Below are 21,848 nucleotides of genomic sequence, written 5' to 3'. Positions count from 1 at the left end.
GTTGAGCGACTTCGACAGCGCGCCGATCGAGATGCTCGAAATGCCGATGGCGTCCGGTGAGATCACTGAAGAGTATTTCAATCACGTCCGTAAGATAAACGACGTGTTTTATGACCAGATCAAAATATCCGATCAGAAGGCTGCCTATATTTTTACCTTCATGCTGGCATTTTTGATCTCTTCGAGCGAGGGGCGCGGCGTCTTCACCTTGGCGCGGTATACCGGGGGCACGTGGCTTGCGGTGGTTGTTTCCGCATTGCTCGCCATCGCGTCAGTTTCCTCAATTCTTTCAGCCATCCTCGTTGTGTTGCCTCGGCGGGTGGCGAAATCCACCTCGCTTTTTTGGGGGACATGGCCGCAGCACCGGGCAATATTCGAGCACGCGGCGCAGCGCAGCGACGTCGGTTATCTTTTCAAGGAATACCTGGACAATGCCGACGTGTTGTCCCTCATCGCCCGGCAGAAGTACCGATGTGTCTCCTATGCATTCCGCGGGATGCTCTTCACGGTAGTTTCATACGTCCTGCTTCTTCTGATCACCTGAAGGACGATGTCCAAGCCTGCCCCGAGCGCAAGCCCGATGGTTCCGGCCCCCGATTGCGGCCGCCACGATGAGGCCAGGCTTTGTGCCGCGCGGCAGTTCGCGCTCTTCAGGAAGAAGTCCCGTGTAGCGACTGGATTTCTCGCAGGCGCCAGGCGCGCGGTGTCTCCCCGGTCTGCTTCAGGAAAAAACGCGAGAAATAGGCGGGATCGGCAAAGCCGAGGCGATGACCGACTTCCTGTACGGATGCGAGCGAGAAGACGAGCTCGCGCTTCGACTCCTCGATCAGCTTGGCGGCGATCAGATCGTGCGCCGTACAGCCCGCCATCGACCGGACGATGCGGTTGAGATGGGTCAGCGAGATGCCGAGTTCGTCCGCGTAAAAGGATATCGGCTTATGCGAGCGGAAGTGCTGCCGGATCAGGCCGCCCAGCATCTCCATCCGCCGTTCGCCTTCGTTCGCCGGGAGCTGGTTGAGGTCGTCGGCGCGAGAGATGCGCGCCGTCAGCCTCAGCGCGAGCTTTACATAGGTAGCCAGAAGCTCATTGCGCCCGCTGTTGCGGTGGTCGAATTCCTCGCCAATTCGTTTCACTGTTTGCATCACGTAGGCAGCATCGGCGTTCGACGGGTCGAGCGGGGTGAGGTGCGGTGTGGCGAGCCATTCGCCGAAGCGGCTGCGCTCCCCCGGCGGATGGTCCAGATGAGAGCTCAGGATCGTGACGACCAACCCCTCGATATCGCGGGAGAACCGGAAGCCATGGTTGAGGGCAGGGGGAACAGTGACGATCGACGGCGGGCGGATGGCATGCGTCTCGGTGTCGAAGGTCGCGTCGCCCGATCCCGCCTCGATGTACAGTATCTGAAAGAATGACTCATGCCGATGCAGGCGGATTTCCCATTGGTGGCGGCTGCTTCTCGCCTTGATGGTTTCGCAATGCAGCCAGAAATCATGCCGCTTGCCCGGATCCTCTCCATATAGCTGGTAGGTCGGTATGTGCCTGTTCATCGGATGCCTCCGGTCACAATGTTCGGTTTGTCCAATTTTTTGGCTTGAATGTCCATTGCCGCCAACGCGGAAGCCGAGCACAATTTACCAAAACAAAAACATTCGGGAGGAGACGCATGAGAACGCAGGTCGCCATTATCGGCTCTGGACCGTCGGGTCTCCTGCTCGGCCAGCTTCTGACGGAAGCGGGTGTCGACAACATCATCCTCGATCGTGTCGGCAAGGAGTACATCCTCGGCCGCGTCCGCGCCGGCGTGTTGGAGGAAGGCACGGTCGAGCTGATCGACCAGGCCGGGGCCGGTGCCCGGCTGCATGCCGAAGGTCTGCCGCACGAAGGTTTTTCGCTCGCCTTCGACGGGCGCGACCACCGGATCGATCTCCATGGGCTGACCGGCGGCAAGCGCGTCATGGTCTATGGCCAGACCGAAGTGACCCGCGACCTGATGGAACGTCGCGAGGCAGGCGGAGCCCAGACGATCTATGAAGCCGGCAATGTCACGCCCCATGATTTTGACACCCGCTTACCCTTCGTCACCTACGAAAAGGACGGCAGCACGCATCGCATCGACTGCGATTTCATCGCCGGCTGCGATGGTTCTCACGGCCCCAGCCGCAACGCCGTGCCGAAAAGCGCAATCCGCGTTTTCGAGAAGATCTATCCGTTCGGCTGGCTCGGCATCCTAGCGGAGGTCGCTCCGGTCAACCATGAACTGATCTATGCCAATCACCCACGCGGTTTCGCGCTCTGTTCGATGCGCTCTGCGACCCGCAGCCGTTATTATCTCCAGTGCGCGCTCGATGAGAAGATCGAGGACTGGAGCGACGACCGGTTCTGGGACGAGCTTCGCCGCCGCTTGCCGGTGCATCACGCCGAAGCGCTGATCACCGCGCCGTCCTTCGAGAAGTCGATCGCACCGCTGCGTTCGTTCGTTGCCGAGCCGATGCGGTTCGGCAACCTGTTCCTCGTCGGCGACGCAGCCCATATCGTGCCGCCGACAGGAGCCAAGGGGCTGAACCTTGCCGCAAGCGACGTGCATTACCTCTTCGACGGCCTGCGGGAGCATTATTTGGACCATTCCGATGCCGGCATCGACGCCTATTCCGAAAGAGCATTGGCCCGCGTCTGGAAGGCAGTGCGCTTCTCCTGGTGGATGACGACGATGATGCATCGTTTCCCCGATACGGGCGAATTCGATCAGAGGATCCAGGAAGCCGAGTTGGACTATCTGACGCATTCGCGGGCGGCCTCGACGGCCCTTGCAGAGAACTATGTGGGCCTGCCTTTTTAAGGACGCGCGCCCCACGAAATCGGCAATCAAGAGGCTTTGGTTTTTCGTGGCGGGCCTGCTTAAATTTTTTTCGGATTCCCTCTTGAATCGAAAATCGCTCAAAACCAGATCATTTTCGTCGGCAGCCTAAAAGGGGCCGATCGAACCGGAGGCGCAGGTTTCCGACGCGTCTCCATTCCATGTTGCTTTACGGAGGATATGGCTATGAGAAACGAACTTGATTTCGCACCACTCTACCGGTCCAGCATCGGCTTCGACCGCATCTTCAATCTCCTGAACAATGCGCAGCGCCTGCAGGCTATCGATACTTGGCCGCCCTACGACATCGTCAAAACCGGAGAAGACGACTATCGCATTCAGATGGCCGTCGCGGGTTTTGCCGAAGGCGACCTTGACATCACCCAGGAGCGCAACGTTCTTGTGGTAAAAGGGCAGAAAGCCGAGGAGAAGGACGGTGAATACCTGCACCGCGGCATTGCCGGACGGACATTCGAACGCCGCTTCGAGCTTGCCGACCATGTCAGGGTCGAGAACGCCTCGTTGACGAACGGCCTTCTCTCGATCGCGCTGAAGCGCGAAGTGCCCGAGGCCATGAAACCGCGCAGGATTGCGATCGGAGACAGTTCCTTTCAGCAGGCGCCTCTTCAGATCGAGGCCGAGCGCCAGGTGGCTTAAGGAGCACGTCTCGATGAAGTTTCTGACAAAGCCGTTCACGGTTCAGATCAAAAAACGTCGAGGCCTCAAGTCGAGGGATGCTCGAAAGAGCGTGTTCTCGAAGCTGCTGGACAAGGTCCGTTCCGAAACAGCGGCTCCGGCAGCACGATCCTGAAGCGACTTTTTCGACGCAGAAAAGGGGCCGGCATCTCAGGCCGGCCCTGCATCCGGCTTCGATCATCCTCGAACCCATCATGGATCAAGGATCATTCCGGCTCACATGCTCAGGCGCTTACCGCTTCCAGCGTCGAAAAGATGCAGCGCAGACGTGTTGCCTCGGACATGCATGACATCGCCCACACTCATCTCCTGGTCTCGAGGAAACTCTACCGCCAGCATCCTCGTGTGCCCAACCTCAATATAACCATAGGTCTGACTGCCGAGCTTCTCGGCCACCATCAATTCGCCGCTGAACCAGGCCTGTTCGGCCGGACATTGCATCAGGTCTTCCGGCCTTATCCCGAGGACGATGTCCTCGGCGCCATGGCCTGACAATTCAAGCCCGTCCAGCTTCACGGTTCTTCCAAGCACTTGAGCCTCGCCTCCCGATCTGGAGAGCTTGGCCGGGATGGTGTTCATGGTCGGACTGCCGATGAAGCGGGCGACGAACAGGCTCGACGGCTTGTGATAGAGGTCGAGCGGCTTGCCGACCTGCTCGACCACGCCTCCGTTCATCACCACGATGCGGTCCGCAAGCGTCATGGCCTCCACCTGGTCATGGGTCACGTAAACGGTGGTCGCCTTCATGCGGCGATGGAGCTTTGCAATTTCGAGGCGCATCTCCACGCGCAGGGCGGCGTCGAGGTTGGAAAGAGGCTCGTCGAAGAGAAATGCCGCGGGCTCGCGGACAATCGCGCGTCCCATCGCGACGCGCTGGCGTTGTCCGCCAGACAGTTGCGCAGGGCGCCGATCGAGGTAGTCCTGGATCTTCAGGATGTCCGCCGCCTGGTTGACGCGGTTGTCGATATCAGGCTGATCGCCGCCGCGCATCTTCAGGCCGAAAGACATGTTTTCCCGCACGCTCATATGGGGATAGAGCGCGTAGTCCTGAAACACCATGGCGATGTTACGCTCGGCCGGTGGTAGCAGGTTCACAGTCCGGCCTCCGATATCGAGTTCACCGCCGGAGATTTCCTCCAGTCCGGCAATCATGCGCAGCAGGGTCGATTTTCCGCAGCCGGAAGGGCCGACGAGGACCAGGAATTCGCCGCTTTCTATCTCGATATCGATGTCGTGGATGACCCGCAGAGCACCATAGGATTTCTGGATTTTCTTCAATGCAATGCCGGCCACGTTTTTCCTCCTCCACACGACTTTGGCGCTTGACGCCAATTATCGATATCAATATCAATAATGATAAGTTTAGAAATGCGCAACCGGCTGGATCGACTACATGGCGTATTTTTCGTCTCGACCGACATCGACCAAACCCCCCAAGGCAGGCGCCGCCTTCAACGCCTTGAAACGCGACATCATGCTTGGAACGCTGGCGCCGGGGACCGGGCTGACCGAACTGGAGTTGGCGGCGCATTTTCAGTGCAGCCAGGGAACGGTGCGTGAAGCGCTGCTTCAGCTCCAGGAGGAGGGACTTGTTCGTCGTCAGGGGCATCGGGGCACGCAGGTTTCGGAATGCACCGAGGACGAGGCGATCGAAATGTTCCGGCTGCGCCAGCAGATCGAAGGCAGCGGCATGGCGCGCGTGATGCGTGCGCCGAGCCGGACGCTGGTCAGGGAGCTCAATGGCCTTCTTGAGAAGATGCTTGTCGCGGCCGGAGCGGGAGACGAACTGGAACTCGCTTCGTTCGACCGCGACTTCCATCGCCGAATTTTCGAGGATGCCAATCTGCCGGCACTCGACCCGATCCTGCATCGCTGCCTGGTGCATAATCACCGCTTCAAGATTTCCCGCAGCCCGATGGCGCGGGATCTCGAGGCGACGGCGCTGCGCCATCGCAGCATCATCGACGCGATCGAGGACGGCGACGTAAGGCGCGCCACCGCCGCCATGCATCATCATATCGCGACCATCGTCGACTTCGGACCGGAAGTCTTCCCGGAGGTGATCCAGTGAGCAACGATGTCGAATTGTCGGGTGTCTTGTCGGACGAAATGGCGGCGCTCATGGAGCGGGTTCTCGCCGAACTGGGGCCATTACCGGATCCCACAATGCTGCCGCCTGCGGAAGGTCGGGCGCAATCGCTTGCCGCCAATGTCCGCTGCAACGTCAATCTGCCGGCGATGGAAAGTGTGACCGAGGTCATGGTGGCGGAAGACCCGGGCCTTGGTTCCGCGCGTTGTCGCCTCAAGGTGCTCGTGCCTCCCGGCGGCGGGGCAGGCGCCATCCTTTTCGTCCACGGCGGCGGTTTTGCCTTCTGTTCGCCCGAAACCCACGAACGTTGCGCCCGGGTCCTGGCACTCGAAAGCGGCTTGCCGGTGGTCATGCCTGATTATCGCCTGGCGCCGGAAAGCCCCTATCCGGCAGGCCTCAAGGACGTCGTTGCCAGCCTGCGCAACTTTTTCGAAGTGACGGCCGATGCTGGCGTCCGCCGCGGCCCGTTGCTGATTTCGGGCGACTCCGCGGGCGCGAACCTTGCTCTTGCGGCGATGCTGCATGAGCAAGCGGAAGGCCGCGCATTGCCGGATGCAGCGCTGCTCTTCTACGGCTGTTACGCACGGAGCTTCACGTCGCCGTCCTATGTCCGCTTCTCCGAAGGTCCCGCGCTGACGCGCGGAAAGATGCAGCGCTACTGGTCGTTCTATTCCGGCGAGTGCGCGATCGAGGAGGATCCGCTCGCCTGTCCTCTTGTGGCTTCCGATGCGGCCCTGGCCGCGCTGCCGCCGCTTTATCTGATGGCGGCCGCCGTGGATCCGCTGCTTTCCGACACATTGGGCCTGAGCCAGCGCCTCAAGGCTCTTGGCCGTGATGACGAGTTGCACATCGTGCCGGGCGTCATCCACGGTTTCCTGCAGAACACCAACGAACTTTCGGCCGCAAGGGAGGCTCTGGCGGCCGCGGGCAATGCAGCAAGGCGACTAACAAGACGTCCATGACGTAAACAATCAGGAGGAGGAGACTATGAAATTTCTGAAGACACTCGCGCTCGGGGCCGCTCTTGCGGCTTCGGCCGCTTTCAGCCAGGCCAAGGCGGAAACAGTCCGCTTCTGGTACCATTTCGACAATCCGGCGAACCCGATGTCGGATCTGGTCAAGAAATTCGAGACAGCCAATCCCGGCATCAAGATCGAAGCCGAGAACGTGCCGTGGAACAGCTACTACGACAACCTCTACACCGCGCTGGTCGGTGGCAACGCGCCTGACGCGGCCATGGTGAAGCTCTTCGCCCAGCCGCGGCTCGCCGAAATGGGCGCGCTGGAACCGATCGGCAAGCAGATCGACAGCTGGAAAGGCAAAGCAGACCTTCTGGATAACCTGCTCGAGCTGAACAAGGGTCCTGACGGCAAGCAATATTATCTGCCGATCCAATATGTCGTCCTCTATCTCTACTATCGAACCGACCTCTTCCAGGCAGCTGGCCTGCAGCCGCCGAAGACCTGTGAAGAATTCCGCAACGCGGCCATCAAGCTGACCAATGCGCCGCAGACCTATGGTTTCGGCTTGCGCGGCGGCAAGGGCGGCTGGGACCAGTGGGGTGCGTTCGTGCTCTCCCAGGGCGCCGAGCTGAAGCCGGGCGGCTTGACCAAGCCGGAGGCGATCGCCGCAAACCAGTGGCTGGTGGATCTCTTCCAGAAGGACAAGGTCATTCCGCCGTCCGCACCGAATGACGGTTTCCAGGAAATCGTCGCTGCCTTCAAGTCCGGCAAGACGGCGATGACCATCCACCATATCGGTTCGTCCAAGGATCTCGTCGCCGCACTCGGCGACAAGGTCTCGGCCGTGCCGGTTCCGAAATGTGGCAATGGCCAGTGGACTTCCTACGGCGACGAGTCGCTCGCGATCTTCTCTTCGTCCTCGGTGAAGGATGCGGCCTGGAAGTGGATTTCCTTCCTCGCAGAGGGCCAGAACAACGTTGCCTTCAACAGCGCGACGGGTCAGTTGACGGTCACGAAGAGTGGTTCCGCCGACTGGAAACTCCATGAACGCCGTTTCGTCGAAGCGACGGTCCAGTCCTTGCCATTCGCAAAGGTGCTGCCGCAGACCTCGGCGGTTTCGGAATTCGTCAACACGGCCTGGCAGACGAACATGCAGCAGGCGCTGACCGGTCAGATCACGGCGAAGAAAATGATGGAACAGCTGCAGACGCTGTTTGCTCAGTAAAATCTCCGGTCCCGGCAGTGATGTGCCGGGACCTCCTTCTCCGCCGCGGTCCACAGGCAGGATAAGCATGTCCCTATCGATCTCTTCCCCCACGCAGCGCCGCACAACGTCGATATGGCGTTCCGAGCGGCTGCTTCCCTACCTGCTGCTTGCCCCCGCCGTCGTGGTCACCGTCGTCATCGTCTTCATGCCGATGGTGCAGGCGGTGTTCACCAGCTTCTACGATCTCATCCTGTTTCGGCCGAACGCCAGCAGGTTCGTCGGTTTCGGAAACTACGTAAAACTGTTCAACGATCCGGTCTTCTGGACGGCGCTCTGGAACACGATCATCTGGATCGGGCTGACCGTGCCGCTGCAGATGGGGTTGGGGCTTGTCGCAGCGCTGCTTCTCAACCGCGAATTTCCCTGGCGCGGTCTTGCGCGCGCCCTCATCATCATTCCCTGGGCATTGCCGAGCGTTGTGATCGCGCTGATGTGGCGCTGGATCTATGACCCGAATACCGGCGTGCTCAACGACATCCTCATCTATCTTTCGATCGTTCGCTCGGCCGTGCCGTGGCTGGCCGATCCGAGTGTCGCGATCTACGCGATCATCGCGACGCTGACCTGGCAGGGTTTTCCTTTCTTCGCGGTGATGATCCTTGCCGGCCTGCAGGGCATTCCACGCAGCCAGTATGAGGCGGCCTCGATCGACGGCGCTTCTACATGGCGGCAATTCGTGCATATCACCTTGCCGGGGATCGCGCCGGTGCTGGCAACGGCCGGGCTGCTCCGGGTGATCTGGGTCGCCAATTCCATGGATGTCATCTTCGTCATGACCGGCGGCGGTCCGGGTTATGCAACGCACACGCTGCCGCTCTACGCCTTCGTCAAGGCGCGCCAGAATCTCGATTTCGGATACGGCACGTCGATCGCCGTCACCTTCACCATTCTTCTGGGCGCGTTCGTGGCCCTCTATCTCGCTCGCACCATGCGCGAGGTGGAACGATGAGACAGCAGAGCACGCTTCGCCGGATCCTCACAACGGACCTGCCCGTCCTGGTGATCGTCCTCTTTGCCATGGCGCCGTTCGCCTGGATGATCCTGACGTCGCTGACGCCGACCGCCGCGCTTTCTGCGACCGGTGTATCGCTCTCGCCGCGTGGCTGGAGCCTCGACAACTATGTGCGGCTGGTCGAGCAGACGTCCTTCCTCAAGAACATGCTCGACAGCCTGATCATCGCCGGCGGCACGGTCGTCGTCGGACTGATCGTCTCGGTTACGGCCGCCTATGCCTTCTCGCGGTTCCGCTTCCCGGGCCGCAAGCTGTTGATGCTGCAGTTCCTGCTGATCAACATGTTCCCGATCGTGCTGCTCATCCTGCCGCTCTTCGTGCTGATGCGGCGCTTCAACATTCTCGACACCCATTTCGGCTTGATCCTTGCCAATGCGACGGTGGCGATCCCCTTCGCGGTGTGGATGCTGACGAGCTATATCGGCGCCATCCCGAAGAGCCTCGACGAAGCAGCCATGACGGATGGGTGCTCGCGGCTGACGGCACTGCGCAAGATAGTCCTGCCGCTGACCATGCCGGGCATCATCTCCACCGGCATCTACATCTTCATCACCGCCTGGAACGAATATCTCTACGCCCTGACGCTGGGCGGGCGAAACGTACGGCCGGTCACGGTGGCGATCCAGACGTTGATCGGCGAGTACCAGATCGAATGGGGCCTGCTGGCGGCCGGCGCCGTCGTCGGCGCCATGCCTGCAACCATCCTGTTCCTTCTCGTTCAGCGCCGCCTCGTCGGCGGCCTGACCCAGGGTGCGGTGAAAGGGTGAGAAATGGCCGGCGCTGAAAGAGTTCTGCCCTCATTCCTGTGCTCGTCACAGAGATGAGGGAAGCAAACATTCGCCAGAAAGAACAACAGAACTATCGAGGAATTTGAAAAGGAAATGACAATGAACCCCATCGGGTTGATTTCCATGCAATATGCGAGGCCTTTTACGGCCGAGCATTTCCCGCTGTTTGAGAAGATGCGTGAGCACGGTTTTGATTTTGTGGAGCTTCTGGTTCCGGAGATCGGCGAACTCGACATCGGGGAAACAAAAAGGGCGCTCGACGATGCCGGCCTCGGCGTGGTGCTCGCCGCCCGCGTCAACCTGCAGCGCAATCTCGCATCGGCGGATGCCGAGGCCCATCGCGCCGGTATCGACTACCTGAAATACACGGTCGATTGCGCCGCCGGCCTGGGCGCGAAGATCGTCGGAGGCCCGCTGACCGGAAATCCGCTGGTTTTCGCCGGACGCCCCCCGCAGCCGGTCGACGAAACCGAAAGGCTGGCCCGGAAGGAACGCTGCGTCAGGGGTCTGAAAGAGGCTGGTGATTATGCGGGCAAGGCCGGCGTGCTGTTGGCCGTCGAACCGCTGAACCGTTTCGAAAGCGATGTGCTTTGCACGACGCAGCAGGCGATGGAATTGCTGGACGCGGTCGATAACCCGGCCGTCAAACTGATGCTCGATACCTTCCACATGCACATGGAAGAAAGCTCGATCGCCGAGGCGATCCTCCTTGCAGGTGACCGTCTCGTGCATTTCCAGGCCAATGAGAACCACCGCGGCTTCCCGGGAACGGGAATGACCAACTGGGTCGAAGTCTGCCGCGCCCTTCACGAGGTCGGTTACAAGGGGCCGGTATCGCTCGAGCCGTTCCGGCGCAGTGACGACCGTTTCGGGGTGCCGTTTGCCCAGTGGCGCCCGCCGCACGAGGACGAAAGCAATCGCCTCGCAGCCTCCAGCGCATTCATGAAATCCCATCTCCTGCTTACGGAATATCGTCGATGACTTTGAAAATCGGTTGGATCGGTTGTGGTATCCACGCAACCCAGATGCTGCTTCCCCAGCTCGTGCGCCATGATGTCGAGCTCGTGGCGATGTGCGATATCGACGGCAAGCGTCTGAAGGATGCCGGCCGGCAATTCGGCGTCGCCAATCTGACGACGGATGCCCAGACGTTGCTTTCGACACCCGGAATCGATGCGGTCGGAATGGCCGTCGGGCCGGATCAGCATCTTGCCTTCGGCAAGGCGGCGCTCGAACGGGGCCTGTCGGTTTTCATGGAAAAACCGCCATCGGGTTCTGCCGCCGGTGCGCGGGAGCTTCTGGCCGCCTCGGAAAAGGCAAAGAAGCCGCTGCTCATCGGGTTCATGAAGCGATATTCGATCGGCAACCGCATGGCGGCGAACATCGTGAAATCCGGACGCTTCGGGGACGTGCTGGGCCTGACCGGCTACTACATGACAGCCCCCGGCTATTTCGTCGGCAACGTCGATTACACCGGCTTCTTCCTGCACCACTGCGTCCACTACATGGACCTTGTGTCCTTCCTGGTTTCACCGGTTCGTTCGATCTCCACCCGCAAGGTCGAAAAGACCCCGGGACGCCTGCTTTTCCATGTGGCTTTCGAATTCGAATGCGGCGCGATCGGCAATATCGCCATGGGTACAGTCCAGTCGCGGGGCACTCCGGTCGAGCGGATCGAGCTGATGGGCGACCATCAGCGCATCGAGGTGGACGACGTGATCGAGATCCGCTGGCACCGCAACCCGCCCTTCAAGATCGACGACCTCGGCGCGACGCTGAAGGAGGATTGCGATACGCTGACCTGGAAGCCGAACTTTACCGCAGCCGCCAACGAGGACCCGAAAGGATATCACGCATTGCTGGCCGACGTCGTCCCGGCCCTGGGGGGAGCTTCGACGCCCGCCCCGACGATCGCCGAAGGCGTCATCGCCATGGAGCGGCTGGAAACGATGCGGCGCGAACTGGCACTTTGATCTGACCTGACGCACCTGTCATCAGCACGTTGCCGTCTCCTTACTTTGGACGCCCGGCTTTCAATCGAGGATCGCCGGGCGAAGCGTCGTTTCGCACCATTGGCGGAAGCTCGTGGGCGTGGTGTTTTCAGCACTTCGCTCGACGCCGAGGTCGAGGCCGCGGTTCTTCGCGTCCGCCATGTCCGTCATTCCCTGGGCCATTGCTTCGGAATACCCGAACTGCAGGAACCGGGCTTTATAGGCGTCGAGCGGAATCTGCTGGAACCGTATCGGCCTGCCGAGCACATCGGACATGATGTCCGCCATGTCATTGAAGGAGATGTTCTCTCGACCGAGGACCGCGACTTCTTCTTGACCTGTCCAGGTCTCGTCGAGCAGCAGTCGCGATGCGACGGCCGCGATGTCGCGGGTAGCGCAGCTCGGCAATTTCAGGTCGCCGTCGATCGGCGAAAAGAACGCTCCTTGGGCCTTAATCACCGCAGCCTGCATGAGGGTGTTGTCTATGAACGACGGCATGGTCAGCGCCCTAAAATTCACGCCAGTGGCCGCAATCAGGTCGTCCATCGCAAGCGAGGCCGTGACATAACCGGCCTGGTTGGCGAGCGGGGTCGCTCGACCGAGCGCACTGACGCTGACGACGCGTTTGACGCCGCAGGCCTTCAACGCTTCGGCGGCCGGCTTACTAAAATCGACATAGGCGGCCGTGACGCTGTCTGCCTTCGAGTCGGCAGGCACCAGCCAAAAGACTGCGTCGGCGCCCTCGAACGCCTGGTTCACGACATTGGCATCGGCATGGGAACCCGAAACGATCTCAACCCGGTTGCGAATGGAATCGGATAGCCTGGATGGATCGCGGACGATGACGCGTACGGCGGCGCCGTTCTCAAGCAGATTCTCAACGAGCTGATGGCCGATATCGCCCGTAGGGGTCGTGACTACAATCATGGCATGCTCCTTATGTTCTCGCGGGTCGATGTCGTTCCTTGTTCAGGACCAACGCCGTGGCTCGCCGAAACAAATAAGGCGTTGCTCGCAGACGATCCATGCTCCATGGTCTTGATTATCGTCGCGATCGTCCGGAAAACGTATGGATCCCCTGTCCGAGCTTCTCACCCTGCTAAAACCCAGCAGCACCATTTCGTCCGGCTTCGATGCCGGCGGGGATTGGTCGGTCCGGTTCGGCGACCAGCAACGCCAGATCAAATGTTATGTGATCCAGTCGGGCGGGTGCTGGTTGGCCGTCGATAGCGTCCGCGATCCGGTACGCCTCGAGCAGGGTGACTGCTTTGTGCTTCCGCGCGGATTGCCGTTCCGGCTTGCAAGCGACCTCAATCTGCCCTCGATCGATGCCTCCACGATCTTTCCGCCAGCCCGTGCCGGCGGAATGGTGACCATCAACGGAGGGGGTGGTTTTTCCCTGACGGGATCCCGCTTTGCGGTCGGTGGTCATCATGCCGAACTGCTGCTGGAGATGTTGCCGCCCATCGTGCACCTCAGCCAGGAAGCGGAGCGGGACGCCTTGCGCTGGTCGATCGAACGCATGATGCAGGAAGTTCGTTTAAACCAGCCTGGCGGCTACCTCATGGCTCAACATCTTGCGCATATGATGCTGCTCCAGGCGCTTCGCATGCATCTCGCAAACGGTCATCAGGGCACGGGATGGTTCTTTGCCTTGTCGGACAAACGCCTGAGCGGCGCAATTCGGGCCATTCACGCTGACCCTGCAAGACATTGGACGCTGACGGAGCTTGGCGAGACAGCTGGCATGTCACGCTCGGTATTTGCGGAACGCTTCAGGGCAACTGTCGGAGAGACACCGATCGACTATCTGTCGCGATGGCGCATGCTTCTTGCCTGCGACCGGCTCGAAAAGGGAAATGATCCCATCTCCGTTGTCGCGCCGGCGCTCGGCTACCAGTCCGAGAGCGCCTTCAGCAAGGCGTTCAAGCGAGTGGTCGGGTGCTCGCCGCGAGAATATCGCGGACAGGTGGACACCTCTCCTGAAACACAGCTCGCACCCTGATCCGGATAGACAGCGTCTTTCGCTACGGCGGAGACGTCGTCGGCTCGGAGTGCACGGTGCTACAAAAAACTTGCGTCGAACAATTCGTGGGAATAGCTCGCGTGGGTCACGCCCGCCTGCAGATCCGCCTTGGTGAGTTCGTCGACGAACACGCCATTCTGCATGACGAGGACCCGATCGCACATATGGGAGATGACGGAGAGATCGTGACTGACGAGAATGAACGTCAGATTGCGCTCCTCCCGCTGGTCCGCCAGCAGATTGAGCACTTCCGCCTGGATCGAGACATCGAGCGCCGAAGTCGGTTCGTCGAGAAGCAGGATCGGCGGTGACAGGATCAGCGCCCGTGCAATCGCTACGCGCTGACGCTGGCCGCCGGAGAGTTCATGCGGGAAACGGCCGGCGAAATGCACCGGCAGGCCGACCTGTTGCAGTGCCTCCGCGACCCTTGTCCAACCGTCGCCAGCGCCCATCGACCTGATGGGTTCGGCGAGTGCGGTGCCGATGCGGTGGCGTGGATGCAGCGAGCCGTAGGGGTCCTGAAACACCATCTGGGCAAGCTTCAGCTCGTCGCGTGTCCGCACCTTGCCGACCGGTTTGCCGTCAAACGATATCGATCCAGTCCATGCGCCCTCGAGGCCGGCAAGCGAGCGCAGCACCGTCGATTTGCCGCAACCGGATTCACCGACGATGCCGAGCGCTTCGCCGCGGCTCACGGCGAAACTGACACCGCGAACGACATGATTGCTTTTATCCTTGGAGCCATAGACGACATCGAGGTTTTCGACCTTGATCATGGATTGGTCTCCACTTCGATCGATTTGCGATCGAGGACTTTCAGGCGTCTGACGGGATGTTTGGGATCAGGCATCGCAGCGATCAGGCCCCGGGTGTAGGGATGCGCTGCATCTTCGAGCTTGCTCAGCGTTTCGACGACGCGGCCAGAATACATGACCAGAATGCGCTCGCAAAAAGCAGCGACCATACGGATGTCGTGGCTGATGAGGATCAGGCCGGAATTGTTCTCCCGCACCAGTTCATCGAGCAGCGTCAGAACGTCCTTGCGTACGCTGACGTCGAGCGCAGACGTCGGTTCATCGGCGATCACGAGCTTGGGGCGCGCCAGAAGCATCATCGCGATCATCACGCGCTGGCCCATGCCGCCGGATATCTGGTGCGGGTAAAGAGACAGGACACGATCGGGATCGTTGATGCGCACCCTCGCCAGCATGTCGCGGGCGTGCGCAACGGCAGCCTTGCCACCGACGCCAAGATGCAGCTTTGCAGCCTCGGCAACCTGTTTTCCGATGGTCAGGACAGGGTTCAACGAATAACGCGGATCCTGCATGATCAGGGCGATATCCTTGCCGCGAAGGCCTCCCATCTGCCGTTCGGTCTTTTCCAGCAACGGGCTGCCGAGGAAATCCATTCGCTCGGCGGTCACGCCGGCGCGCTGCGGCAAGAGCCGCATGATGGCGCGGCCGGTGGTCGATTTGCCCGAACCGGATTCACCAACGATGCCGATGCGCTCCCGCCCCACATCAAAGCTGACATTGGAGACCGCCGGAATGGAGTTTCGGCCGAAGCGGACGTTCAGGCCGCGAACGGACAGGACAGGCATTTCCTCAAGATCTGGCATGGCGCGGGTCCAATAGATCGCGAAGCGTGTCTCCGGCGATGTTGAAGGCAAGGCTGGTCAACAGAATGGCGACGCCGGGCATCACCGCGACCCACCAATAATCGAGCATGAATTTACGCCCGCTGGAAATCATCGCACCCCATTCCGGCAGCGGCGGCTGTGCGCCGAGACCGAGGAAGCCGAGGGAGGCAGCCGTCAGGATGATGCCTGCCATGTTGAGCGTCAGCCGCACGATCACCGAGGGAATACACATCGGGGCGATGTAGAGAAACAGGATGCGCAATGGCGAAGCGCCGTAAAGCCTTGCGGCCGCCACGTAATCCGCGTTGCGCACGACGAGCGCTTCCGCGCGTGCAAGTCGGGCGATCGGCGGCCAGGCCGTCAGCGAAATGGCAACGATCGCGGTTCCCAAGCCTGCCCCGAGAGCAGCGGCGAAGGCAAGCGCCAGGATCAGTGACGGAAACGACAGGACTATATCCGTGGCCCGCATCAGAATGGCATCGGTGCGTCCGCCGAAAAAGCCCGCGACGACGCCGATGACGAGGCCGATCGGGCCGACAATCACCGAGACGGACAAGACGGTCTGGATGGTGATGCGCGTGCCGTAGACGAGACGGCTGAAGATATCGCGTCCGAATTCGTCCGTGCCGGCGAGATGCGCGAGGCTCGGAGGCTGAAGCGCGTCGCCCAATGTCTGGGCCGCGGGATCGTAAGGTGCGATCCACGGCGCAAAGATTGCGACCACGACCAGAATGGCGAGGATGATGAAGCCCACCATGCCAAGTGGTTCGTCGGCGAGTTTGCGCAGAATGCGAGAGGTCGAGTTCCATATCCGGGTGCCGATTGCCGGCGGCTGAATGATGGCGTCGTCCTGAATGATATTGCTCATCGTGCGGCCTCCCGGGTGCGCGGATCAAGAAGCGCGTAGGCGATGTCTGCAATGAAGTTCAGGAGCATGAAGATGAAACCAACAATGATGGTCGCCGCGAGAATTGCGTTCATGTCGCCGATCATGAGGGCGTTGGTCATGTACTGACCGATGCCGGGCCATGAAAACACGATCTCTGTCACCACCGCGCCTTCCAAAAGGTTGCCGTAAGAGATCGCGAGGACCGTGATCAATTGAACCGCGATATTGGGCAGGACGTGGCTGATGACGGTGCGGACCGGGCCGACGCCCTTGGCGCGCGCGGCGATGACATAGTCCTGGTTGAGCTGCTCCAGCGTGAATGCCCGGGTCATGCGCGTGATATAGGCCATGGCCATATAGGCAAGGATGCAGGCCGGCAGGATGATATGCGACAGGGCGTTCCAGAAGATGTCCGTCTCGCCTTCGAGCAGGCTGTCGACGAGCATCAGTCCCGTGGTCGGTTCGATCAGGCCTTCATAGAAGACATCGACGCGACCGGGGCCACCGACCAGGTTGAGGCCGGCATAGAAGATAACCAAGCCCACGATACCGAACCAGAAGACCGGGATCGAATGCCCGACCAGTGCGAAGACGCGCGCAAATTTGTCGACCGCGCTATCCCTGAAGAGACCGGCCGCCAGGCCGAGAGGAACGCCGATCAGAGTGGAAATCAACACCGCGAGCGTTGCAAGTTCCAGCGTTGCCGGGAATGCCTGCGACAGGTCCTTGGTGACCGCGTTGCCGGTCAGGATGGCTGTGCCCATATCGCCGTGCAGCAGTCCCCAGACATAGACGAAGAATTGCTGATAGAGCGGCAGATCGAGGCCAAGCCTAACGCGCATGGCCTCGTAGGCTTTCGGATCGGCGAGTTCGCCGACAATGGCCCCGACCGGATCGGTCGGCATGACGCGACCGATCACGAAGGTGACGCACAACAGGATGAACAGGCTGACGATCAGATGGATAAGTCGTCGTCCCAGCTCGGCTAACGAAAGTTCCTTCATGATCGGCTGCCTGATCTGACGCTAAGTTACTTATCGGTCTTCGCGACGCCTTCGAGACGTGTCGTCTGGCTCGGATGCCCGACATAACCCTGCACGCGGCTCGTCAGAACGATCGGCTCATATCGTTCGAAGAGCGGCAGAACAGCAGGCTTCTGGGCAACGAACATTTCCTGCATCTGAACGTAAAGGGCGCCGCGCTTCTTCGCATCCGGTTCCAGCGCAGCCTTGGCGGTGATGGCCGTCAGTTCGGGAATGTCCCAGCCGGAGCGCCATACGAAGTTGCCGGCATTGTTGGCCTTCAGCGAATTATCCGGATTGCTGGAGAATTGCTCCATCGCGCCCAGGACGTTCGGCATATAGGCACCCGTCTGCGGGATCAGCAGATCGAAATCTCGCGCCCGGTGCGCGGCGATGATATCCGCACCATTGCCCTGCATGATATTGACCTTGACGCCGATCTGGCCGAGCGACGCCTGGATAGCGGTCGCAAGATCGATGCGCGGCGTCTGGGCAATCGTCTTCAGGTTCACCGTGAAGCCGTCCTTGTATCCGGCTTCGGCCAACAGCGCCTTTGCCTTTGCCACGTCCAGCTTCCAATCCGGGCTCGGAATGGCAAATTCGAAGTTTTCCGGAACGGGAACCGTGCGTGCCCGGCCGTACGGCCCCATGATGGCCTTTTCCATGCCCTTGTAGTCGATGCCGTAGGCAATCGCTTCGCGGACCTTGGGGTTGGAAAGCGGCTCCTTGCTGGCGTTCATCGACAGGACGTAAAAGCCCCCTGTTGGGACGCGCTGGATTTCATAACCCTGCTTGCCGGTGAAGGTTGCAAGGTCGGTCGCGGTCAGCGCACTTGCGATGTCGATATCGCCACGCTCGAGCATCAGCCGCTCGACCTGGCTCTCAGGCACATGGCGCACGATGACGCGGCGCATCTTGGGCGGCCCTGCGACGTAATTCTTGTTCGCATCGAGGATGACGATCTCGTTCGGCGTCCACTTGTTCAGCGTGAAAGGGCCCGAGCCTGCCGAATTGGTGCGCAACCATGCATTACCCCAGTCGTCGTTGACGACGTGGCTCTTCAGTTCCTTGCTGTCGACAACGCTCGCGATGACCATTGCCAGGCGATAGAGCAGGAGCTCGGAGGTGACCTCGCCGGAAAGGTCAATGCGGACGGTCTTCTCGTCCGGCGCCGTTACCAGCTTTTCGACATTGCCGCCGTTGTAGCCGACGCGCTTGAGATTGGCGGCGGCGGCCTGGTCGAGTTTCAGGAGGCGGGTAATCGAGTAGACCACGTCCGCGGAGGTGACCGGGTTGCCCGAGGCGAATTCCGCCTTGCGCAGATGGAACGTGATGCCCTTGTCGTCGATCTCCCATTTTTCGGCGAGCTGCGGGGAAATCTTTCCCGAACCGTCGGTGGAAACCAGGCGATCGTAGAGGTTTGCCATGATCTCGTTGGCTTTGGCTTCCGTCGCCTGATGCGGATCCAGCGAGAGAACCTGGGCAAGCGAAGTCGCAATAACAAGCTGATTGGCCGGCGTCTCGGCAAAAGCTGCTGGCGTGCCGAACGACATGACAGCGAAAGCGGCGCCGACGAGCAATCGAGTGCAAAGATATTTCATTGTAACTCCTCCCAGAGCTGACCAAGGGCATCGCCGCTTGTTTTAAGCGTTGTATGATGACTTAGCGGACTTTATGGGGGATGGCAAGCATTGCCGAAATAGCCCATCAGGCTGACTTCCGGACCTTCGGCGAGCCTCCCCGAAGATCTTCAGGGCAAGCTATCCAAGGATAACCGTTTGATAATGCGCGTTATCACGCGATCTCTGGCGAAAAGCCTGAAAGACTATCTGCCGGTGGCGGGAAGTGGCCCCGTAATATGTCCGTCCGCCCGTCTGAACGCCGGACCGCACGAAGATGCTCGACAGTCGATAAAAATCATAATAGGTCGTATGATATGTGAGAGGCTCGGGAGGACGTTAAAATGTATGTTGGCACACAAGTTGGCGCGAGAGATGATGACGACTACCGTGTTTTCGCTCAATTGGGGTTGAAACACATCTGCGCAGACCCGCCCGGCGCGCCTTCGAGCTGGAAGCTGGAAGATCTCGAGCGTCATCGCGACAAGATCGAAAGCTTCGGGCTGATCCTCGACATGATCCAGCTTCCGCTTCCCTCGCAGCCCATCGAGAAGGCGTCCTATCCGGATATCCTCCTCAAGGGCCCTGATCGCGACCGGCAGATCGACGCCGTGTGCAGGTTGATCGAGGAAACGGCGAAGGCCGGAATCCCGTCGGTGAAATACAATCTCAACCTGATCGGCATCCCACGTACCCAGATGGAATCAGGGCGAGGCGGGTCGCTCAACGAAGCATTTCGATGGGACAAGGCCGACCAGCAGGCCGAGCCAGGCCTGGCGGGCGTGCTGTCCGAGGACGAAAACTGGGAGCGGATCGACTATTTTCTGGAACGCGTGGTGCCCGTTGCAGAGAGCAACAAGGTGCGGCTTGCCTGCCATCCGCATGATCCTTACACCCCGCCCGGTTACAAGGGCGTTACTCGTGTGCTCGGCACTGTCGAGGGTTTGAAAAAGTTCGTGCTGATGCGCGAGAGCCCCTATCACGGTCTCAATTTTTGCCAGGGCTCGATCGGCGAAATGCTCGACAATCCCGGGCAGGAAATCGACGATATCATTCGTTGGTTCGGGACACGCGGCAAGATCTTCAATGTCCACTTCCGTAACATCGCGGGCGGAAAGCTCTCCTTCATGGAGACCTTTCCGGACGAGGGCGACATGGACATGGTGCGCTCTCTCAAAGTTTATAAAGAGGTCGGCTATCGCTACATGATCATGCCGGATCACGTTCCCACGATAAGCGGCCGCGACCCCACGGGCGTAGCCTTTGCTTTTTGCTACGGTTATATTGTGGCCTTGCTCGAGGCGATGAAATAGCGACTTCGACGGCCACTCATGTGGCACGTCGTTGATCGAAGCTGCCGAGCTCAGCGGTTCTTCGGGCTCAGCCCGTCTTGCAACAGAGCTCGGACTTCCATGCCGGCAATCTAACCGGCTCCGTATGGAGCCGGACGGGACTGAGACGAATGCCCACTTGGGCGGCAGACTGGAATAACTGGCAGCCATTGCCAGGTTTAAGTGTGCAAAAGATGCTGCCTGAGCAGACGTTCGCCGGCCAGGCTGCTATTTCCAGCTTGTATAATCGCTTGCGACGCAGCCAAACGGCGCTCGATCATGGCCGAACCGTTTCTTCAGCTGGCCGCATCCCCATTCGTTCAACGGCGCCGGCATCAGGTTGTTGATGTCCATCCCCGGGCTTTGAAACTGCGTGCTCGAACTGGTCACATACCAAAGCCAGAAACCGAACACGCCGACCACGATCACCAGCAGCGTGCCGAAAAACATTTGCAGCCGCTTCCCGACTGAAATGGTGTTTTTTGCCTCGTCGAGCAACACCGATCTGCTCTGGCCGCCGTTAAACTGCGCGAATGGGGCAAGCGCAGCGTCACGCTCGTCTCCGGTCAGCCCGATACGCTGCAGACGATCATCCAGAAGTACCGGCAAGGCGGTATTACCGTGCCTGACGGCCAGCCCAACGGCCTTTCCATTCGCTTCGCCGACGATCAGCGGCTCTTCGCCGTCCCTCATCCGCGTGTAGACCGAGCGCCCCGTCTTATCGCCGGCGAGCTTGTCATTGTAGGTGATATTGAGGAGGTTTCGCTTCCGGTCGAAAGCGGTGATTTCGACCGGCACAGGCTTTAGGAGCGCTGGCCGTCGCAGCTGACGTTTGACATGCCAGATCCGCAGAGCCAGAAACAGCATTCCCAGGCTCATGCCGCCGACCAGCGCGGTGAACAGGCCAAGGGTGATGATCCGATTCCAGAGCTTGTCCAGGCCAAGGCTCATGGTCGCCAGTTCCGGGTGATCGATGGAGATCACAAGATCCGTCTCGTAGTCTCCCATATGAAAGTCTACGAACATGATCTCCACATCAGAGCTGTAGTTTCGTCCGTTGTAGCTGTAGACGAGCCGCGCCTCGCAATCGGTGAAGATGGCCCTGCGGGTCGTGCATCGCCCGTTTTGCACATCCCCATCGTCCATCACCAAGGGGTTCCGGCTGATCTGGAAATCGCGCAGGACCCCCGGCGCTTGCCAGAGGACCAGGAAAACAGCCAGTGCGAGAATGATGGGGGCCAACCAGAAGTAAGCTCCAGGTGTCGAGATAACGTTGCGGGCGATTGAGAGCGGGCGGTTCGGCAAAATGAGAGCGGGCATAATGGCGGCTTTCAACTATGTCGTTCGACGGTTGATCGGACTGATCTCTAGTGTCGCATCGGTGAAGCAATCTGCTTGTTATAGTGCCTCTTCAAAAATCCCGCCTTGGTTAGGACAATTCGTCGATTCGCGGAATAGATGTTTTCCCGCTTATTCGCCTATAGGTAGCCGCCGCCCGTCGGCACCACGAAGACCGACAACACGATTGTGGATGAAGGGATGCCGATCTTGCAAAGCTGGTGGTCATTGGAACGCCGGCTTGCCGTTGCTTTCGCACCGACCGGCCGGGCGGCCGAAGGCACTCGAATCGGAATTTGATTCGACGACCTCGTTATCGGCGTCA

At 60.1% G+C, this 21,848-nt stretch carries 21 protein-coding genes; 12 read left to right on the top strand and 9 right to left on the bottom strand.

Annotation, left to right across the window (positions count from 1 at the left end; all coding sequences use genetic code 11):
- The first annotated feature begins 1 nt into the window (after position 1).
- Complete coding sequence (locus tag AC1D3C_RS01145; RefSeq protein ID WP_040125582.1) at positions 2-544, top strand: Pycsar system effector family protein; 543 nt, start codon at positions 2-4, stop codon at positions 542-544.
- Positions 545-650: 106 nt separating this feature from the next.
- Here AC1D3C_RS01145 and AC1D3C_RS01140 read toward each other — a convergent pair whose 3' ends face one another.
- Positions 651-1,547 carry a helix-turn-helix domain-containing protein gene (locus tag AC1D3C_RS01140; RefSeq protein WP_040125581.1) on the bottom strand — a complete coding sequence of 299 codons (897 nt, stop codon included), beginning with the start codon at positions 1,545-1,547 and terminating at the stop codon, positions 651-653.
- 116 nt (positions 1,548-1,663) lie between these two features.
- On the opposite strand from AC1D3C_RS01140, the gene pobA reads away from it, so the two are divergent.
- Positions 1,664-2,836 carry a 4-hydroxybenzoate 3-monooxygenase gene (pobA, locus tag AC1D3C_RS01135; RefSeq protein ID WP_040125580.1) on the top strand — a complete coding sequence of 391 codons (1,173 nt, stop codon included), beginning with the start codon at positions 1,664-1,666 and terminating at the stop codon, positions 2,834-2,836.
- A 204-nt stretch (positions 2,837-3,040) separates the two neighbouring features.
- A complete protein-coding gene (locus AC1D3C_RS01130; protein WP_040125579.1) occupies positions 3,041-3,511 on the top strand; it encodes an Hsp20 family protein in 471 nt (156 codons plus the stop codon).
- A 255-nt stretch (positions 3,512-3,766) separates the two neighbouring features.
- Here the strand turns inward: AC1D3C_RS01130 and AC1D3C_RS01125 are convergent, their stop codons facing one another.
- Positions 3,767-4,843 (bottom strand): ABC transporter ATP-binding protein, encoded by a 1,077-nt coding sequence (locus AC1D3C_RS01125; protein WP_040125578.1) that lies wholly within the window; start codon positions 4,841-4,843, stop codon positions 3,767-3,769.
- A 100-nt stretch (positions 4,844-4,943) separates the two neighbouring features.
- Between AC1D3C_RS01125 and AC1D3C_RS01120 the strand changes: the two genes are divergently transcribed.
- The 7 genes from AC1D3C_RS01120 (at position 4,944) to AC1D3C_RS01090 (ending at position 11,641) form a co-directional block, all read left to right on the top strand.
- Positions 4,944-5,621, top strand: coding sequence for a GntR family transcriptional regulator (locus AC1D3C_RS01120; RefSeq protein ID WP_040125577.1), 678 nt, complete (start codon positions 4,944-4,946; stop codon positions 5,619-5,621).
- On the top strand, positions 5,618-6,601 hold the full coding sequence (locus tag AC1D3C_RS01115; RefSeq protein ID WP_051900660.1) for an alpha/beta hydrolase: 984 nt from the start codon (positions 5,618-5,620) through the stop codon (positions 6,599-6,601). The genes AC1D3C_RS01120 and AC1D3C_RS01115 overlap by 4 nt, the downstream gene beginning before the upstream one ends.
- A gap of 25 nt (positions 6,602-6,626) precedes the next feature.
- Complete coding sequence (locus tag AC1D3C_RS01110; protein ID WP_247031201.1) at positions 6,627-7,826, top strand: ABC transporter substrate-binding protein; 1,200 nt, start codon at positions 6,627-6,629, stop codon at positions 7,824-7,826.
- 67 nt (positions 7,827-7,893) lie between these two features.
- Positions 7,894-8,817, top strand: coding sequence for a carbohydrate ABC transporter permease (locus AC1D3C_RS01105; protein ID WP_051900658.1), 924 nt, complete (start codon positions 7,894-7,896; stop codon positions 8,815-8,817).
- On the top strand, positions 8,814-9,647 hold the full coding sequence (locus tag AC1D3C_RS01100) for a carbohydrate ABC transporter permease (protein ID WP_040125575.1): 834 nt from the start codon (positions 8,814-8,816) through the stop codon (positions 9,645-9,647). The genes AC1D3C_RS01105 and AC1D3C_RS01100 overlap by 4 nt, the downstream gene beginning before the upstream one ends.
- Before the next feature lie 120 nt (positions 9,648-9,767).
- Entirely contained in the window at positions 9,768-10,649 is an 882-nt protein-coding gene (locus AC1D3C_RS01095; protein WP_477481586.1) for a sugar phosphate isomerase/epimerase family protein, read from the top strand.
- Entirely contained in the window at positions 10,646-11,641 is a 996-nt protein-coding gene (locus tag AC1D3C_RS01090; protein WP_247135226.1) for a Gfo/Idh/MocA family protein, read from the top strand. Before AC1D3C_RS01095 ends, AC1D3C_RS01090 begins: the two co-directional genes overlap by 4 nt.
- 60 nt (positions 11,642-11,701) lie before the next feature.
- On the opposite strand, the gene AC1D3C_RS01085 is transcribed toward AC1D3C_RS01090, so the two are convergent.
- Entirely contained in the window at positions 11,702-12,586 is an 885-nt protein-coding gene (locus AC1D3C_RS01085) for an NmrA family NAD(P)-binding protein (protein WP_477481585.1), read from the bottom strand.
- Between the two features lie 142 nt (positions 12,587-12,728).
- On the opposite strand from AC1D3C_RS01085, the gene AC1D3C_RS01080 reads away from it, so the two are divergent.
- A complete protein-coding gene (locus AC1D3C_RS01080) occupies positions 12,729-13,664 on the top strand; it encodes an AraC family transcriptional regulator (protein WP_247135224.1) in 936 nt (311 codons plus the stop codon).
- Positions 13,665-13,723: 59 nt separating this feature from the next.
- Here AC1D3C_RS01080 and AC1D3C_RS01075 read toward each other — a convergent pair whose 3' ends face one another.
- The 5 genes from AC1D3C_RS01075 to AC1D3C_RS01055 are packed head-to-tail and all read right to left on the bottom strand — an operon-like array spanning position 13,724 to position 18,788.
- Positions 13,724-14,461, bottom strand: coding sequence for an ABC transporter ATP-binding protein (locus tag AC1D3C_RS01075; RefSeq protein WP_247135223.1), 738 nt, complete (start codon positions 14,459-14,461; stop codon positions 13,724-13,726).
- On the bottom strand, positions 14,458-15,303 hold the full coding sequence (locus AC1D3C_RS01070; protein WP_477481584.1) for an ABC transporter ATP-binding protein: 846 nt from the start codon (positions 15,301-15,303) through the stop codon (positions 14,458-14,460). The genes AC1D3C_RS01075 and AC1D3C_RS01070 overlap by 4 nt, the downstream gene beginning before the upstream one ends.
- On the bottom strand, positions 15,290-16,192 hold the full coding sequence (locus tag AC1D3C_RS01065) for an ABC transporter permease (RefSeq protein WP_247135222.1): 903 nt from the start codon (positions 16,190-16,192) through the stop codon (positions 15,290-15,292). The genes AC1D3C_RS01070 and AC1D3C_RS01065 overlap by 14 nt, the downstream gene beginning before the upstream one ends.
- Complete coding sequence (locus AC1D3C_RS01060) at positions 16,189-17,217, bottom strand: ABC transporter permease (RefSeq protein WP_247135221.1); 1,029 nt, start codon at positions 17,215-17,217, stop codon at positions 16,189-16,191. The genes AC1D3C_RS01065 and AC1D3C_RS01060 overlap by 4 nt, the downstream gene beginning before the upstream one ends.
- A 26-nt stretch (positions 17,218-17,243) precedes the next feature.
- The gene (locus AC1D3C_RS01055) at positions 17,244-18,788 is read right to left on the bottom strand and encodes an ABC transporter substrate-binding protein (RefSeq protein ID WP_477481979.1); all 1,545 of its coding nucleotides are present in this window, start codon (positions 18,786-18,788) and stop codon (positions 17,244-17,246) included.
- A 410-nt stretch (positions 18,789-19,198) separates the two neighbouring features.
- On the opposite strand from AC1D3C_RS01055, the gene AC1D3C_RS01050 reads away from it, so the two are divergent.
- Entirely contained in the window at positions 19,199-20,167 is a 969-nt protein-coding gene (locus tag AC1D3C_RS01050; protein ID WP_040125565.1) for a mannonate dehydratase, read from the top strand.
- A gap of 246 nt (positions 20,168-20,413) precedes the next feature.
- On the opposite strand, the gene AC1D3C_RS01045 is transcribed toward AC1D3C_RS01050, so the two are convergent.
- Positions 20,414-21,505: a hypothetical protein gene (locus tag AC1D3C_RS01045; protein ID WP_040125564.1), complete on the bottom strand. Its 1,092-nt coding sequence runs from the start codon at positions 21,503-21,505 to the stop codon at positions 20,414-20,416.
- Between the last annotated feature and the right edge of the window lie 343 nt (positions 21,506-21,848).

Source organism: Neorhizobium sp. P1_A6, from assembly GCF_056406795.1.
Note: the sequence above shows the minus strand (reverse complement) of the source record. Positions and strands in the feature narration are given on the sequence as shown.

What these genes read in the sequence shown, in the direction of transcription:
- AC1D3C_RS01140 (WP_040125581.1), bottom strand. Translation starts at nt 1,547, where the DNA reads ATGAACAGGCACATACCGACCTACCAGCTATATGGAGAGGATCCGGGC.
- pobA (WP_040125580.1), top strand. Translation starts at nt 1,664, where the DNA reads ATGAGAACGCAGGTCGCCATTATCGGCTCTGGACCGTCGGGTCTCCTG.
- AC1D3C_RS01130 (WP_040125579.1), top strand. Translation starts at nt 3,041, where the DNA reads ATGAGAAACGAACTTGATTTCGCACCACTCTACCGGTCCAGCATCGGC.
- AC1D3C_RS01120 (WP_040125577.1), top strand. Translation starts at nt 4,944, where the DNA reads ATGGCGTATTTTTCGTCTCGACCGACATCGACCAAACCCCCCAAGGCA.
- AC1D3C_RS01110 (WP_247031201.1), top strand. Translation starts at nt 6,627, where the DNA reads ATGAAATTTCTGAAGACACTCGCGCTCGGGGCCGCTCTTGCGGCTTCG.
- AC1D3C_RS01105 (WP_051900658.1), top strand. Translation starts at nt 7,894, where the DNA reads ATGTCCCTATCGATCTCTTCCCCCACGCAGCGCCGCACAACGTCGATA.
- AC1D3C_RS01100 (WP_040125575.1), top strand. Translation starts at nt 8,814, where the DNA reads ATGAGACAGCAGAGCACGCTTCGCCGGATCCTCACAACGGACCTGCCC.
- AC1D3C_RS01095 (WP_477481586.1), top strand. Translation starts at nt 9,768, where the DNA reads ATGAACCCCATCGGGTTGATTTCCATGCAATATGCGAGGCCTTTTACG.
- AC1D3C_RS01090 (WP_247135226.1), top strand. Translation starts at nt 10,646, where the DNA reads ATGACTTTGAAAATCGGTTGGATCGGTTGTGGTATCCACGCAACCCAG.
- AC1D3C_RS01085 (WP_477481585.1), bottom strand. Translation starts at nt 12,586, where the DNA reads ATGATTGTAGTCACGACCCCTACGGGCGATATCGGCCATCAGCTCGTT.
- AC1D3C_RS01080 (WP_247135224.1), top strand. Translation starts at nt 12,729, where the DNA reads ATGGATCCCCTGTCCGAGCTTCTCACCCTGCTAAAACCCAGCAGCACC.
- AC1D3C_RS01075 (WP_247135223.1), bottom strand. Translation starts at nt 14,461, where the DNA reads ATGATCAAGGTCGAAAACCTCGATGTCGTCTATGGCTCCAAGGATAAA.
- AC1D3C_RS01070 (WP_477481584.1), bottom strand. Translation starts at nt 15,303, where the DNA reads ATGCCAGATCTTGAGGAAATGCCTGTCCTGTCCGTTCGCGGCCTGAAC.
- AC1D3C_RS01065 (WP_247135222.1), bottom strand. Translation starts at nt 16,192, where the DNA reads ATGAGCAATATCATTCAGGACGACGCCATCATTCAGCCGCCGGCAATC.
- AC1D3C_RS01060 (WP_247135221.1), bottom strand. Translation starts at nt 17,217, where the DNA reads ATGAAGGAACTTTCGTTAGCCGAGCTGGGACGACGACTTATCCATCTG.
- AC1D3C_RS01055 (WP_477481979.1), bottom strand. Translation starts at nt 18,788, where the DNA reads ATGTCGTTCGGCACGCCAGCAGCTTTTGCCGAGACGCCGGCCAATCAG.
- AC1D3C_RS01050 (WP_040125565.1), top strand. Translation starts at nt 19,199, where the DNA reads ATGTATGTTGGCACACAAGTTGGCGCGAGAGATGATGACGACTACCGT.
- AC1D3C_RS01045 (WP_040125564.1), bottom strand. Translation starts at nt 21,505, where the DNA reads ATGCCCGCTCTCATTTTGCCGAACCGCCCGCTCTCAATCGCCCGCAAC.